This is a genomic window from Granulicella sp. L60 (assembly GCF_009765825.1).
In the GTDB taxonomy this organism is placed as follows: domain Bacteria; phylum Acidobacteriota; class Terriglobia; order Terriglobales; family Acidobacteriaceae; genus Edaphobacter.
Genome location: NZ_LMUR01000018.1, coordinates 1,714,083 through 1,728,438, shown reverse-complemented (window position 1 = coordinate 1,728,438; position 14,356 = coordinate 1,714,083). Strand labels below are relative to the sequence as shown.

The window sequence follows — 14,356 nt, the reverse complement described above, 5'->3', positions numbered from 1 at the left end:
ATCAAAATTCATTTCGATGCGACCGCACTCTGGACGGCTTCCATGATGGCAGCTGGCGTCAGGTTGAACGCAGCAATCAACTCCTCGTACGTGGCGGAATGGATAAACTGTGGCTTCCCTTCGGCGGTGAGCGTATTGATCGTAACGACACGATTTAGCCCTGCAATATCCGTCTTAGTCCGATTACGATAGAGCACCTTCAGAAAGTTTTGCCACAGATAGCCGTTGTTCTGCTCCGCAAAAATCAGTGGCTTGGACGAGACATAAGCTCTAAGCAAAAGCTCTTCATCGACGGAAGGCATGTCGATCACCTGAACGGCGATACCCTGCTTCGCGCAAAGATCTGCTGCCGCGAGCGCCTCATGGACCCCACGGCCGCTGCTAATAATGATCGCTGCATCAGCATCGCTCTCACGCAGAATCTTTCCTTCACCAAAACGAAAGGTGTAGTCCTGGCTATAGAGAACCGCGGAGCCAGTCCTCATGACGCGAACATAGACCAGTCCCCGATTGCCTTCCATGATCCACCGCATAATCGAAAGCATCTGCTGCGGGCAAGAGACGTCGATGATGTTGAGACTTCCTACCGCATCGAACGTTGTAATGTCATCGTTGCCCATATGAGTCGCGCCGTTGGTCCGCGTCTCAAGGTTTGCCGCCGTCGCCAGAAAGGTGAGATCCAGCCCATGCCCTTCACTCAACCACCCATCTCTCGACTGCATCGCCTCCAGTCGCTCCTGCTGCCCTACAGCGATACGACGGAGAACCTGCCAATTGAAGAAGGGACAAAACGTACTGACCCACGTATTCATTCCCAGGGCTGCAAAGGCCTCCCCAATCAACATCATGTTCGCTTCAGCGACTCCCACATTGAGTGCGCGCCTCTGGTCCACTGCCGCAACCCCGGCCTCAAGGCCACTCGTCGATGCAAGGTCTGAGTCGATCGAAGCCACTGAGCTATCGACAGCAAAGACCTTCATCGCAGCCGTGACAATCTCCGCAGCACTATAGCTCTTCTTTGCGTCCAGCTTAGGAAGCAGCCTGTCATCGTAGCGAATGCGCTTGTCTCGGGACGGCACGCGCTTTGTGAGCACTGGTCCCACGATCGCGTCGAAGGTGCTCCTCTTCAGTGAGCCTTCCTCAGCATCCAGATGCATCTGCCGCGCAGCATCGAACAGCAATCGGCGTACTGAATCAGCACGCTCACTCTGATCAAACTGATCCACATAGGACACAAACTCTGCGACACGGTTCGCGCGTTGTCGCTTTTGCAGCTCCAACTCCTGCACCAGCAGCGCTTCGGTGGTAGTGACTTTATGTTTGTTCATAAAGTCGGAGAATGCTCCGTACCCCTTGCTGGTATTGCAGATGATCGCGGTCGGCCTGCCGTTGCGCGGTCCAAAGCGGAACTGTTCAAGCGCTGCGAAGACGCCGTCATACTGCGTCGCATCGACGTTGTGCGTAATCCAGCCAAACGATCCGAAGACTTGCTCCAATGGCGGCATGGGAAACAACATGCGGTTATGAATATCGAGCTGCCCGTTGTTGCGATCCACCAGAACGCAAAAGTTGTCGAGGTGGTTCTGTCCGGCATACATCACAGACTCCCACACGGAACCCTCCTGCAACTCTCCATCACCCACCATGCAGTAAGAGTCAAAACGAGGGCTCGTCCGGCCGGCGATAGCAAAACCCTGCGCGACGCCAATACCTTGCCCCATAGGACCTGTGGCAATGTGGATGCCCGGAAGAATCGGCCCTGGATGTCCATTCAAAATACTCTCGTGCGAACGCGAGTGCCGAAGCACCTTTTCATCGAAGTAGCCTAGCTCCGCGTAGATCGAAGCAAGCGCAGCCACGGCATGTCCCTTGCTGAGAGTGAACATGTCGTAGCCGCGTTTGGTAGGATCTTCAATATTCAAGCGAAGAAAGCCACCGTAGAAGAGAGCGACGAGCGGAATAGTCGCCGAGAAAGCTCCGCCAGAGTGCAGCCCGTTATCGATCGCATCCCGGCTCTGTCCCAGTGTCAGAATGCGAACATCCGAATCTTTGATCGCCAACAACTTCAAGATGCCTTCGCGTAGCAGTGGATGCCCATGCAAAAAGAGCTCTCGGTCAAGTGTTCGAGCTGGTGCGGAGGTCGCGGTTTCATTCATCATGATTTCGGGGCAGTATCCTTGACGGAAGTATTTTTCGCTCAGCGAATGCTAATCATGCGTATTGCGCAATAGTTATTGCTAATAGTGCGGAAGTATATGCTCGCAAGAGTGGGACAGTCAACCAGTTCTATGCCCCCTCATGGGAGGCAACATAGAATATCGGTTGCTGTACGTTCCATACTCCTTTCACGTCATATTCTCGTACCTGCTTGTAAACATGTGCAAAAATCGCGAAGGGTCTGCCGATACATCCCTCGGTTTTAGAAAAGGATAAGTTCAAACATGCGTGTTGCAATTATTGGAGGAACGGGCCATATCGGCAGCTTTTTAACTCCTCGACTCATCGAAGCGGGCCATTCGGTTGTCTGTGTCACCCGAGGCCTAAAGAAGCCATACCGGAAGCATGCCGTGTGGCGGACGATGGAGCGATTGGAGCGATTGGAGTGCGATCGGGCGATGGAAGAAGCGGAAGGAAACTTCGGAGAGAAGATCGCAAGCCTGAATGCCGACACGGTCATCGATCTCACCTGCTACAGACTTGAAAATGCAGAGCAGCTCGTCGAAGCGCTTCGCGGACGGGTGGGCCATCTCCTGCACTGCGGAACCATTTGGGTACACGGACCAAGCATGGAAGTACCAACCTCTGAAACCCAGCCGCGCCAAGCATTCGGCGACTACGGCAAAAGAAAGTCCGCGATTGAAGAGTACCTGCTGCGAGAGAGCCGGAGATCAGGACTACCGGTGACGATCCTGCACCCAGGGCACTTGGTCGGGCCGGGATGGGCGCCAGTCAATCCAGCTGGAAACTTCAATCCTGAGGTATTCTCCAGATTGCTTCAAGGACTGCCGATTCAACTACCCAATATCGGGATGGAGACTCTGCATCACGTCCATGCGGATGACGTAGCTCAGAGCTTCATGAGAGCTATAGAACGTAGGAGCGTCGCTTTAGGAGAGAGCTTCCACATCGTATCGCCGGCCGCATTGACGCTGCGCGGATACGCGGAACGAGTTAGCGCATGGTTTGGACATCCGCCGGTCCTGGAGTTCCTCCCATGGGAGGAGTGGAGAAAAGGTGTTTCAGAGAAAGATGCTGCTGCAACATGGGACCACATCGCACACTCCCCGAACTGCAGTATAGCCAAAGCCCGCAGACTACTGGGGTACGAACCACGCTATACCTCACTCGAAGCGCTGCATGAGTCCGTGGATTGGCTGATCGATCAAGGAGTCGTACACGCAGATGTGTCGTAAACGAATCGAGGGCCTGCACAACCAACAGACCCGCCATCAAGCATAGGTGTCGTTCCAATGCACCATCGGCAGACCGGCCACTGGTGCGCGGAAGTAAGGGATCCGATGCCCCTTCAACGATCCGATATAGACGGTCCGCAGATCAGGGCCACCGAATGTTACGCTCGCCATCCAGGGTGCAACTCCTTGTCCCGTAGCGAATAGTACATCCTGATTAACCTGGTTCTGAAAGAACGCCTTCTCCAACTCATCGACCTTTTTGGGATCCCCCTCATCAAGCAGCAGGCGCATATCACCCTGCGGCGTAAGGACGAAGAGTTTGTCAGAGTAAACCATCGTCCCCCAGAGATTGCCGACGCTGTCAAAGGCGATGCCGTCAGGCCATGCCCCCTTGCCAAGACTCGCAGGGCCAAAGATCTCCCTTTCGCCGAGTGAGCCATCTGCGTTCACTCGCAACCTGCTGATGCAGCCGCCTGTTGTCTCGGCCACATAGAGAAACTCTTCCTTCGCATCCATGCGAATCTCGTTGGTGAAGTGAAAACCACTCGCCACGATGTGGAACTTTCCGTCGATGTATCGCGCAATATAGCCGTCTGGAAGATCTGGCCGTAGTGCATGCATCCAGTTCTTTATCTTCGTGGAGATGGTGATCCAGATTCGATCTTTGGAATCCCGCAGAACAAAATTTACCTTACCTATCGGCTCACCATCGATACTGTCCGCGAGCACACTGGAATCGCCATCGCGCGTCATGATCTCCAGGCGGTCTGTGCCAAAGTTCGAAATCAGAACATCTCCGTTCCGCGCAAAGGCGAGCCCATTTGGCAAAGTTCCTTCCAGATACCTGGACGCCTCACTGGTGACGCCTTCGAAATGGCCGGAGATCTTTTGCGTGACGATCTTCTGTTCGCCATCGGGCGAAATACGAACTACGCCACCGCGGGCATCCGCAGCCCATAGCGATCCGTTGCGCTCAGCCAGAATGCATTCGGGACGCTGCAGCCCGCTGCCAATATAACGCAGGGAATTTTTATCGATGCTAAAGTCGAGGATCGGATTAGACATTTGTATTGGGGCCTGCACTCTGAAATAGATTGAAAAGCATTCGCATGCAACCGCAGTTGCGCTTTATGCAACGACGATTGCAACAATAACACAAAGCTGTTCGTCGACGCGAGGTATGAGCAGGAAGTTTTTCGACATGCAAAACGGCACCCCGAAGGGTGCCGCTCTAATTTAAAAGGTGAATGCCTTGTCAGATCTGTGACTCTATTGTTCCGCGTTACTCAAAAGCTGGCCGATATCGTTCGCCACCTTGCACACCTTCGCCGCATACTCTGGATAAAGATCTTTCCCGAAGCGAGACAGTGGAGCGGAGATACCGATCGAACCTACAATCAAATCGTTCTGAACGCGAATAGGAGCCGCCACACATCGCATATCTTCGCGGAATTCAGACTCGTCCGTAGCAAACCCACGCTTCTTAATCGAGATGCAATCCTTCGCAAGAGATTGGATGCTCGTAATCGTAGTCTTTGTGAACTTCTTCAATGGAGCCGACCCAAACTGCACCTTCAGCGAACGCTCGTCCGCATCCGCCAGCAGAGCCTTGCCATGAGCAGTACAGTAGAGAGGAACAAGCTCTCCGGTCTGCCCGGCAACAGCGATCACATGATTGGCATGAGCGGAATCGATGAACAGAGCATTCTTACCTTCACGAATCGCAAGATGGGCCGTTTCGTTAATCTGATTCGCCAGCGACTTCAACTCCTGATGCGCCACACGGACCAGCATATTGCTCCAGTCATATTGATGGGACAGCGTCCACATGGCAGATCCGAGAATGAAGTCCTTGCGCCCAGCGGGGCACGAGAGAAACCCGCGTCGACGAAGCGTGTGAGCTAGGCGGAACGCGCTACTGCGATCGATATCGAGTCGTTCAGCAATTTCTCCGAGTGATACTGGCTGCTTGGAGAGGGCTACCGACTGAAGAATCGTCAGGCCTCGATCCAGACTCTGAATAAACGGTAGTGGAGACGCCTTCTTGGGTGGCATATACCTCTTACGGTCGGAACTTCAACCCATCGCCTCTAGGTACGATTACTCTTTCCAGCGAGTTCCTCAGAATGGAGTAGATGGTTGGTCCTTCTCGTCTGTGTCTAGTTCTACCATAACCATACCACGATCTTTCTACTGGTCATTAGAACCAGAATCGCCGGAATGTCGACCTTTCCTTCGATCGGAATATTGCATGTTGATGTAGTCCAGGCGTGTCCGGCCATCATCATAGAATCTTCTAACAGAGCGTCATCTTCAAAAGATAATCCAATAATCTGTCCTCTGATTTACTCCTTATTTCGCGATCTTTATCTCAGGCAGATACTTATATCAACACCAATCGATTGCATTCATCGCATAATTAATTGCGTATAACGCAATCCATACTGTAGAGTGCAATACGGACTTGTCAAGTACATCCCGATGCGCAGGTCGATAGGCTAAATGCAGAGTATATCTGCAAGAAAACTCGAATTTGCCTTCGCAGCATTTGATTTAGAAGAGGTAACGTTAGAAAAATATTTCTCTATACGCAACTATCATGTCTTTTTATGCAATACTGATTCGTAAATTTAGAGCCCGGCACACGCAATAAACAGATTACAGTGGGGCAGGAATTAGCGCATCGCAGGAGATAGAGGACGATGGATTACTCAGCTTTTGGACTCAAAGACAAAATCGCGGTCGTAACGGGAGCGTCACAGGGTATAGGAAAGGCAATTGCTCTTGGCTTGGCTCAGGCTGGAGCGCACTTGGTTTTAGCCAAGCACCCAGGTTCTCCCATGGCTGAGATCCAGCAGCTCGAGGCCGAGATCCAATCCATCGGCCGCAGGGCCATCATCGTGATGACCGATGTCTCGGAAGTCAAACAACTCCAGGCACTCATGGACAAAGCGAAAGCAGAGTATGGCCGCATCGATATTCTCGTCAACAACGCCGGTTGGACAGGCACAACCGATGCTTTGGATGTCACCGAAGAAGAGTATGACAAGACCATGGACGCGTCTCTGAAGAGCGTCTTCTTCAGCTGCCAGGCAGCCGCCAAAATTATGATCCCGCAGGGTGGTGGCCGAATCATCAACATAGGCTCGAACTTCGGTGTGGTTGCGTTCAAAAAACGCTCTGTATACGCTGCCGCAAAGGCCGGCGTGCATCATCTATCGCGAGCTCTATCGCTTGAGTGGGCCCATGCTGGAGTTGTCGTCAACGTCGTCGCGCCTTGTATTACGGAGACAGCCTCACGAAAAAATATTCTTGAAAAGCCCGGATACAAGGAGTGGGCGACACAAGAGATGATTCCGCGTGGTCGATGGAACCAGCCGGAAGACCTCGTCGGCCCAGTGCTATTCCTTGCAAGTAACCTGTCCGACATGGTGGTAGGACATACGCTCATGGTCGACGGTGGCTGGACGCTTCACTAGATCTCATGCGCGCATATCGCCGCAATGGGACGAAGACAATCACGCTGAGGATTAAGAGGAACAGATATGAAGTTGCAGGGAAAAATTGCCGTGGTGACGGGCGCTGGCCAGGGAATCGGAAGAGGTATCGCTGAAATCTTTGCAGAACAGGGCGCTGACCTCATCCTCAATGACGTGGTCCCGTCGAAAGGGCTCGAAGAACTCGGCGATTGGATTCGCGGGAAAGGACGCCGCGCCGTCACCGTATTGGGAGATGTCTCTCTCCGCTCCGATGTCGAGCAGATCTTCGACCGCGGCTGGGCCGACCTCGGCCCAGTCGATATCTTGGTCAACAATGCAGGCATCGAAACAATCATCCCATTCCTCGATCTCACCGACGAACAGTGGCAAAAAGTAATGGACACAAATCTTAAGAGCCAGTGGATGAGTTGTCAGAGCTTCTGCAAGAGAGTCATCGCAGACAGCCGCAAAGCTTCGATTGTCAACATCGGCTCCATTCAAGCGGCGCGCGTTCTTCCCGGAAGAACACATTACGCCCCAAGCAAGCTCGCGGTGGAAGCTCTGACCCGCAACATCTCTGCGGAGATGGGATCACACGGAATTCGAGTCAACTGCGTTCATCCTGGACTCATTGATACGCCGATGATTAGCTGGGTTCTGGAGAGTCCTAATCTGCGTTCACAGGTTGTGGGCCAGATCTCGCTGGGTAGACCCGGCCTGCCGCGAGAGATCGGCAGCGTCGTCGCTTTCCTCGCCTCCGAGGAAGCTGCATACGTTACTGGCCAGTCTCTCTTCGCAGATGGCGGCTGGGTCGGGAAATAGCTGGCCGTAGCTAAGAGGAAGCGGAAAGCACAATAGCGCTTTCTAAGCGCTTTATCGACTCTTTGTACCTGTTAATTCCTCCTGGCTCGTGCACAAACCGAACCCAGGATCTCTGCCAAATATTCCGTAAATTTCAAGTTGACATTCCAGAAGTTCGACTGTTACGCTTCCTCGTCTTTGAATGCGCAATTCACAGTGCATAATGCGCAATGATATTTACCCCCTTCAAGGCAGATGACGTTTGCCAATTTGGCCAGGAGATCTCGACATGTTCAACGTACGTTCTACCGTAAAGCATCAAGTATTCCTGGCGTGCACACTCCTATGTTCGTTGTTGGTTGCGAGTGGACTGCATGCTCAGATTCGATCTGCAACGATCACAGGTACAGTAAAAGACTCGACCGGAGCCCTTGTGCCCGACGCCAAGGTCGTGGTCACAAATACCGGAACCAACGCCGGATATACCGCCACCACCTCTCAGTCCGGGGCTTTCACCATCCCTTATCTCGAAGCCGGTAGCTACTCCGTCTCGATCGTGAAACCCGGCTTTGACACCTACATTGAGAATGGTGTTCACCTCGAATCATCGGAGACCGTTCGAGTGGATGCAGCGCTGCAAATTGGTACGACCGCGACCAAGATCGACGTCCAGGCCTCAGCCACGCAGCTTCAGACTGACACCAGTACTGTCTCTGGAGGTGTGAGTGCTCTGGTGATCGACACAATTCCCAACATCACCGAGAACCCTCTTTATTACGCAACACTTCAGAACGGAGTCGCACCCCGCAACGAAACCTCGGATAGCCAGACCCTCAATTCATTTGGAATTGGCGTAGCAGGCCGGGCTGAGTTCTCTGCCATTGGCGTCAACGGCGGTCGTGCCTTCGAAAATGACATTCAGTTGGACGGCCTCCCTATCACTGGAGATGGATTCAATGAAGCCGCCATTATTCCCAACGAAGAAGGCATTCAGGAAGTCCGCGTCATCAGCAACAACTTCACTGCCGACTATGGTCATGGCCAGTCTGTCATGGCGATCAGCACGAAGTCAGGTACGAACGACTATCACGGACAAGCTTCCTACATGATCCGCAACGAAGCGTTGAACGCCAATACCTGGGGCAACAAGGCGCAGGGCATTCGTCGTCCCGCATTCAAAGACGACGACTTCGGCGGCGCAATCTCCGGCCACATCATTAAGGACAAGCTGTTCTTCTTCGCCAGTTATCACTACCTCATCTTCAATCAGGGACAGACGTACCTGCAGACAGTGCCTACTGCGTTGGAGCGCATTGGAGACTTCAGTAAAACATTCCAGCAGGACGCGAACGGTCTGCCGGTTCCTGCTCAGGTGTTCAACCCGTTCCAGGTAACCCAGATAGGGAACAACCTCTATCAGCGCGCTGCATTCAACAATGCAATTATCCCGAACCCCAATCCTGCTGCCCTCTTGATGTACAGCTACTATCCGCTTCCGAACCGTACTCCCGATGATGTCTACAACACGAATAACTTCACCTCAACCGTTGAAAATACAGTGCGCAGACAGACGTCAAATAACCGAATTGACTACAGACGTGGAAGGCACTCCATCTACGGTAGCGGTGGCTTTGACTTTGGCACCGTTCTTCAGCCCAACTCTTTTGGCACCGCTGGGTTCAACAATGATCCGACGACCACCAAGGACACAAATCCCTACGCTCAGGTTGGCGATACCATCGTCATCAACCCCACGCTCTTCGTCGACGTTCGCTATGGCGCGACGCGCATCAACACCATCAACTTCGCTGGCAATCACTCTGGATTCACGCAGTACGATGCATTCGGAATCGCTCCCGCCACACAAGCACTCTTCGCTGTTCCTGGCTCCGCGCCGGTCGTCAACCCAGGCGGCTTCGGAGGTAGTGGAGGAGGCAGCAACTGGACTGCTCTCTCCCAGGGACAGTTCACGAACAAGCAGGAGCATCAGATCAGCCATGCGGTAAACGGCAGCGTCACAAAAGTACACGGCAACTGGACTTACAAAGCCGGATCGGAGTATCGGGTCATCCTCGCGAACTACACCGACTTCGAAGAGGCATCGGCAAATATCGGAGGTTGCTGTGCCGGCGATCCTGGCGGCAACTATACCTTCGAATACCTCACCGCATCGGGAGCATCGGCACCCAACAACACGTCGCCAAACCAGAGTGGAGTCGGCGGCGCAACGATGCTGGTGGGAGAAGGAGTCTGGTTCGTTCGTCCAGGCGCCAATCTAAAACCTGCGTATGCAGCGAAATATTTCGGCCTCTATTCGCAGAATGATTGGAAGGTGAAGCCAGGCGTAACGATCAATCTCGGACTTCGCTGGGACGTGCAGCCAGGACCTACGGAGCGTTACAACCGCATGTCCGGCTACGACTTCACCAAGCAGAACGCCTTTGGAACGCTTGGCGCAATCGACTTCCCAGGCACAAATGGATATAGCCGCAATCTTTGGGATACCGAGTATCACGACTTCCAACCACGCGTCGGCGTAGCCTGGCAGGTCGTCCCGGGCCTCGTCTTCCGCGGCGGCTTTGGTATCACCTATCTGCCCAGCAACACCGGCTACTTCTCTAGCCCAAATGACTACGGCGAAGCACCCTTCGCCGCAGGAAATCTGGCCCTGCCCTACGGCACCAATCCCGACGGCATCCCTACCACGCAGTTCACGGACCCGGCGCCTTTGGTTCCTGCAGTCGGCTCGAACCCCTCCGCCCCGCAGATCTACGGATCGGGTGCAGCATTCTTCGATCGTCACCTAAAAAATCAGGTGGCCAAACAGGGCAACGTCTTCATGGAGCAGACCTTTGGAGCGAAGGCTCAGTGGCTGTTCTCCCTCGGCTGGAGCGGCTCTTTCTCCAATAACCTGACAACCCGCAATCTTCCCTTCGAAGGCCTGCAGACACTTCCTTCAAGCACGCTCTCCACTTGGAGAGGTCAGTACATCGCCAGCAACGGAACGACCAATCCAGCCAATATTTTGGTCTCGAATCCCTATCAACCGGCAACTGGACCACTTACTCCATTTCAAGGAGATCTGGCCGGCAGCACCATCCAGCAATACATTCCGCAGCTAAAGTATCCACTTATCTTTGGCGGCGGTTTGAATGGATCCACGGGCTTTGCCAGTTACAACTCAATGCAGATGCGCATAGCCCACGGCTTCTCTTCCGGGCTTCATCTCGAAGCCAACTACACCTGGAGCAAGGAACTTGACTTCACCACGACCGGCATCGAAGATGGCCAGGGTGTAAACGCTGGTGGAACAACCGGCACTCCGGACCTGGTCAACAATCGGCTCAACCGAAACTATGGTCTGGCAGATATCCCGCACAGATTCGTAGGGACGGTTGTGTACAAATCTCCATTCGGCAAAGGGGGCCAGTACGCTCTCAGCAACGGGTTCGCACGAACCATCCTCGGTGATTGGGCAATCGGCTCGGTTGTCTCTCTTCAAAGTGGATTTCCATTCGTGATCAGCATGGAAAACAACGGAGCACTCAACGCCCGCGTCAATCGGGTTCCGGGTGTGCCGTTGGAAGTGCCTTCAAACCTCCAGCATAGATACAACGGAGCCACGACAGTCACACTTCCCTGCGGAAAGACCGTCACACCTGGCGCATACCAACTGCTGAAATACAACTCCTGCGCCTTCAGCAGTCAAACCGTACAGACTCCAAACGGAAGCATCGTTCCTGATCAATTCTGGAGCGGAAATGCTGCACAGACCGATGGAGATCTTCGTGGACCGGGTCGCTTCAACATCGACTTCAGTCTTCGCAGAACCTTCCCACTCACCGAACGATTCAAACTCGAGATCGCAGGAGAGGCCTCTAATCTCCTCAACCATGCCGAGTTCAACGGTGCCTACGCCGGAGATTTGGGTAGCCCCAATCTCGTAAATAACACTGCTCAGGGCCTCAACCCAGGACTGGGCACAAGCAGCACCTATGGCACGCTACCGGTAAATACCTTTGATCCGCGTCAGATTCAAATGCACGCGCGGGTTACTTTCTAACTTGATGCAAATTCCATAACGCTTCTATAAATAAGTGCAGCAGATGGATAGTGATCAACGCAACAACTACTTCATCCCGCGGTACGTATCTCCCCGATACGTACCGCGGGATGAACTGCAGATACACAACAAGCCGCGGACAGCGTAAAGCTTGAACGTAGCCACTAGCCATGAAAATTACTTTTACGAGAGGTCAGATAAATTGAGGCATACATCGTTGGGGCGAGCAGCAAGATCTCTGGTCATCGGTGCTGGCGCCACAACGCTTGCGCTTACAAGCTTTAGTTCACCTCAACATCCTTCATCAAAGCCCTACACCACATGGAACGACTTCGAAGGTGGTCCCGATTCATCCCAATACTCTTCCCTCAAACAGATCGATAAGTCGAATGTAAGTCAGTTGCAACAGGCATGGTTCTATCCAGCAGGAGACAACGGCCTCCTATTCGGCTCCAATCCGATCGTCGTCGACAATGTGATGTACGTCATTGGAAAGAGCAACAACATCGTCGCCCTCAATGCAGCGACCGGCCAGGAGATCTGGGTTCACGACACCGGCCACGCAAGGTCCATCACCAGTCGCGGAATTAACTATTGGGAGAGTAAAGATCGCAAAGATCGCAGGCTACTCTTCTCAACCAATGACAAGCTGCACGCAATCGACGCCTCCACCGGAAAGACGATCGATACATTCGGCGACCACGGAGACGTCGATCTGCGCGTCGGTCTCGGACGTGATCCTCAAACCGTACGCCACATTCAATCAGGCACTCCCGGCAAGGTATTTGAAAATCTGCTCATCCTCGGCTCCGCGCCAGGCGAGGAGTACGGATCGCCTCCCGGTGACGTCCGTGCATACGATATACAGACCGGCAAGATGGCATGGGTATTTCACACCATCCCGCACCCAGGCGAGTTTGGATACGATACCTGGCCCAAAGATGCTTGGAAGCGAATTGGCGGAGTCAATACCTGGGGCGAGATCACGGTAGACGAGAAGCGCGGCATAGCCTACTTCCCGCTCGGCGCTCCCACCTACGACTTCTACGGCGCAGACCGCATCGGCGCCGACCTCTTTGGCGATTGCCTTCTCGCCCTCGACGCCCGCACCGGAAAATATCTATGGCACTTCCAGCTCATCCACCACGATCTATGGGACTACGATCCCGCTCCCTCCCCAAAACTTCTCACCGTCACGCACAACGGCAAGAAGGTAGACGTAATAGCTCAGGCCGACAAAAACGGCTTTCTCTATGTATTTGATCGAGTGACCGGCAAACCGCTGTGGCCCATCGTGGAGCGTCCCGTGCCCAAGTCCGACGTTCCCGGCGAACAGGCATGGCCCACACAACCGTTCCCAACCGCCCCACCACCCTTCGCCCGACAGACCTTCACCGCAGATGATATAGACCCCTACATCGCCGACCCAGCCGAGCGAGAGAAGATACGCAACGAAGTCTTGCATGCACGCAACGAAGGCTTATATACCCCACCCGGCCTCACCAACACCATTGAAATGCCCGGCAACGGCGGAGGCGCCAACTGGGGAGCAGAAGCCGCAGACCCCACCACCGGAGTCGTTTATGTGCAGGCAAAGAACGCGCCATCCATGCTGAAGCTGGAGCCAAAGCCTCCCACCCGGCGCGTCTCCGGCTCACCCGCCACTCAGGGCCTCTCTCTATATAAACAGAACTGCCAGATCTGCCATCAGTCTGAACTACAAGGCCAGCCGCCCGGAATACCTGCCCTCACCGGCGTCGTGAAAAAAATAGGCCCCGATCAAATAACGAATGTCATCACCAACGGACTACCCCCCATGCCTGCCTTTCCCGATCTGAGCTCCGGCGATATCGACTCCCTCATCGCTTACCTTGCAGATCCCTCCAGCGCCAAAGCCGCACCTGCTCTCCCAGCCAATCTCAAAGCTCCGCCGCTACCGGATCCAGCGACCCCTGACGAAGCAACTCCTGCGCGATACTGGACCGGCTACGGCTACATGGACTCCACCGATGGACTTCCCGCCATCAAAGGTCCCTGGTCAACTCTCACAGCCTATGACCTCAACAGCGGAACGATTAAGTGGCAGGTTCCTCTGGGCGAAGTTTCAAGATTAGCCGCAAAGGGAATCACCGATACCGGCAGCTACTGGCCACGAGGCGGCGTCGCAGTCACAGGAGGAGGACTCATCTTCGCAGGCACAAAGTCCGACTCCAAACTCCGTGCCTACGATAAGGACACCGGCAAGGTACTTTGGGTAAAGGAGCTACCCTCTGCCCCCGAAGGCATTCCCGCAGTCTATGAGACCGGCGGCAACGAGTATGTCGTCATCAGCGCCAGACCAGGCACCGTCCTGGCTGGCACCGAGGCCGGGTCTCGTCAAAACAGCGACCCGTCCTACAAACCAGACTCGAAGAACCCCACCGGCAAGCCGGAGGTGCAAGGGTACTATGTCTTCTCTCTGCCCAAATAAAACTTACCGCCTTCGATGGCATTCGGCATAATGCACGACTGCGACTATCTATATAGATAGCCGCAATTGTCTGCTCCCTCAAAACACTAAAGCAGCAACGGCACATGAGCATCTTCCAAACGCATCCCAC

At 54.0% G+C, this 14,356-nt stretch carries 8 protein-coding genes and 1 pseudogene; 5 read left to right on the top strand and 4 right to left on the bottom strand.

Features of this window, described 5'->3' with window-relative positions; all coding sequences use genetic code 11:
* Positions 1-8: 8 nt before the first annotated feature.
* Complete coding sequence (locus GSQ82_RS17425; RefSeq protein ID WP_158793441.1) at positions 9-2,159, bottom strand: transketolase C-terminal domain-containing protein; 2,151 nt, start codon at positions 2,157-2,159, stop codon at positions 9-11.
* A 282-nt stretch (positions 2,160-2,441) separates the two neighbouring features.
* Between GSQ82_RS17425 and GSQ82_RS17420 the strand changes: the two genes are divergently transcribed.
* Complete coding sequence (locus GSQ82_RS17420; protein WP_158793440.1) at positions 2,442-3,413, top strand: NAD(P)-dependent oxidoreductase; 972 nt, start codon at positions 2,442-2,444, stop codon at positions 3,411-3,413.
* 36 nt (positions 3,414-3,449) lie between these two features.
* Here the strand turns inward: GSQ82_RS17420 and GSQ82_RS17415 are convergent, their stop codons facing one another.
* From GSQ82_RS17415 to GSQ82_RS25785, 3 genes and pseudogenes are all read right to left on the bottom strand, one after another.
* Positions 3,450-4,478, bottom strand: a complete 1,029-nt coding sequence (locus tag GSQ82_RS17415) for an SMP-30/gluconolactonase/LRE family protein (RefSeq protein ID WP_158793439.1) — start codon at positions 4,476-4,478, stop codon at positions 3,450-3,452.
* Between the two features lie 204 nt (positions 4,479-4,682).
* On the bottom strand, positions 4,683-5,243 hold the full coding sequence (locus tag GSQ82_RS17410; protein WP_254061714.1) for an IclR family transcriptional regulator: 561 nt from the start codon (positions 5,241-5,243) through the stop codon (positions 4,683-4,685).
* A gap of 54 nt (positions 5,244-5,297) precedes the next feature.
* Positions 5,298-5,468 (bottom strand): annotated as a pseudogene (locus GSQ82_RS25785) (helix-turn-helix domain-containing protein); the annotation flags it as partial.
* 647 nt (positions 5,469-6,115) lie between these two features.
* Between GSQ82_RS25785 and GSQ82_RS17405 the strand changes: the two are divergent.
* The 4 genes from GSQ82_RS17405 (at position 6,116) to GSQ82_RS17390 (ending at position 14,226) form a co-directional block, all read left to right on the top strand.
* Positions 6,116-6,892: an SDR family NAD(P)-dependent oxidoreductase gene (locus tag GSQ82_RS17405; RefSeq protein WP_158793437.1), complete on the top strand. Its 777-nt coding sequence runs from the start codon at positions 6,116-6,118 to the stop codon at positions 6,890-6,892.
* A 66-nt stretch (positions 6,893-6,958) separates the two neighbouring features.
* Complete coding sequence (locus tag GSQ82_RS17400; protein ID WP_158793436.1) at positions 6,959-7,714, top strand: SDR family NAD(P)-dependent oxidoreductase; 756 nt, start codon at positions 6,959-6,961, stop codon at positions 7,712-7,714.
* Between the two features lie 268 nt (positions 7,715-7,982).
* On the top strand, positions 7,983-11,756 hold the full coding sequence (locus GSQ82_RS17395) for a TonB-dependent receptor (protein WP_158793435.1): 3,774 nt from the start codon (positions 7,983-7,985) through the stop codon (positions 11,754-11,756).
* A gap of 217 nt (positions 11,757-11,973) precedes the next feature.
* Positions 11,974-14,226 (top strand): PQQ-binding-like beta-propeller repeat protein, encoded by a 2,253-nt coding sequence (locus GSQ82_RS17390; protein ID WP_216847105.1) that lies wholly within the window; start codon positions 11,974-11,976, stop codon positions 14,224-14,226.
* Positions 14,227-14,356 lie beyond the last annotated feature (130 nt).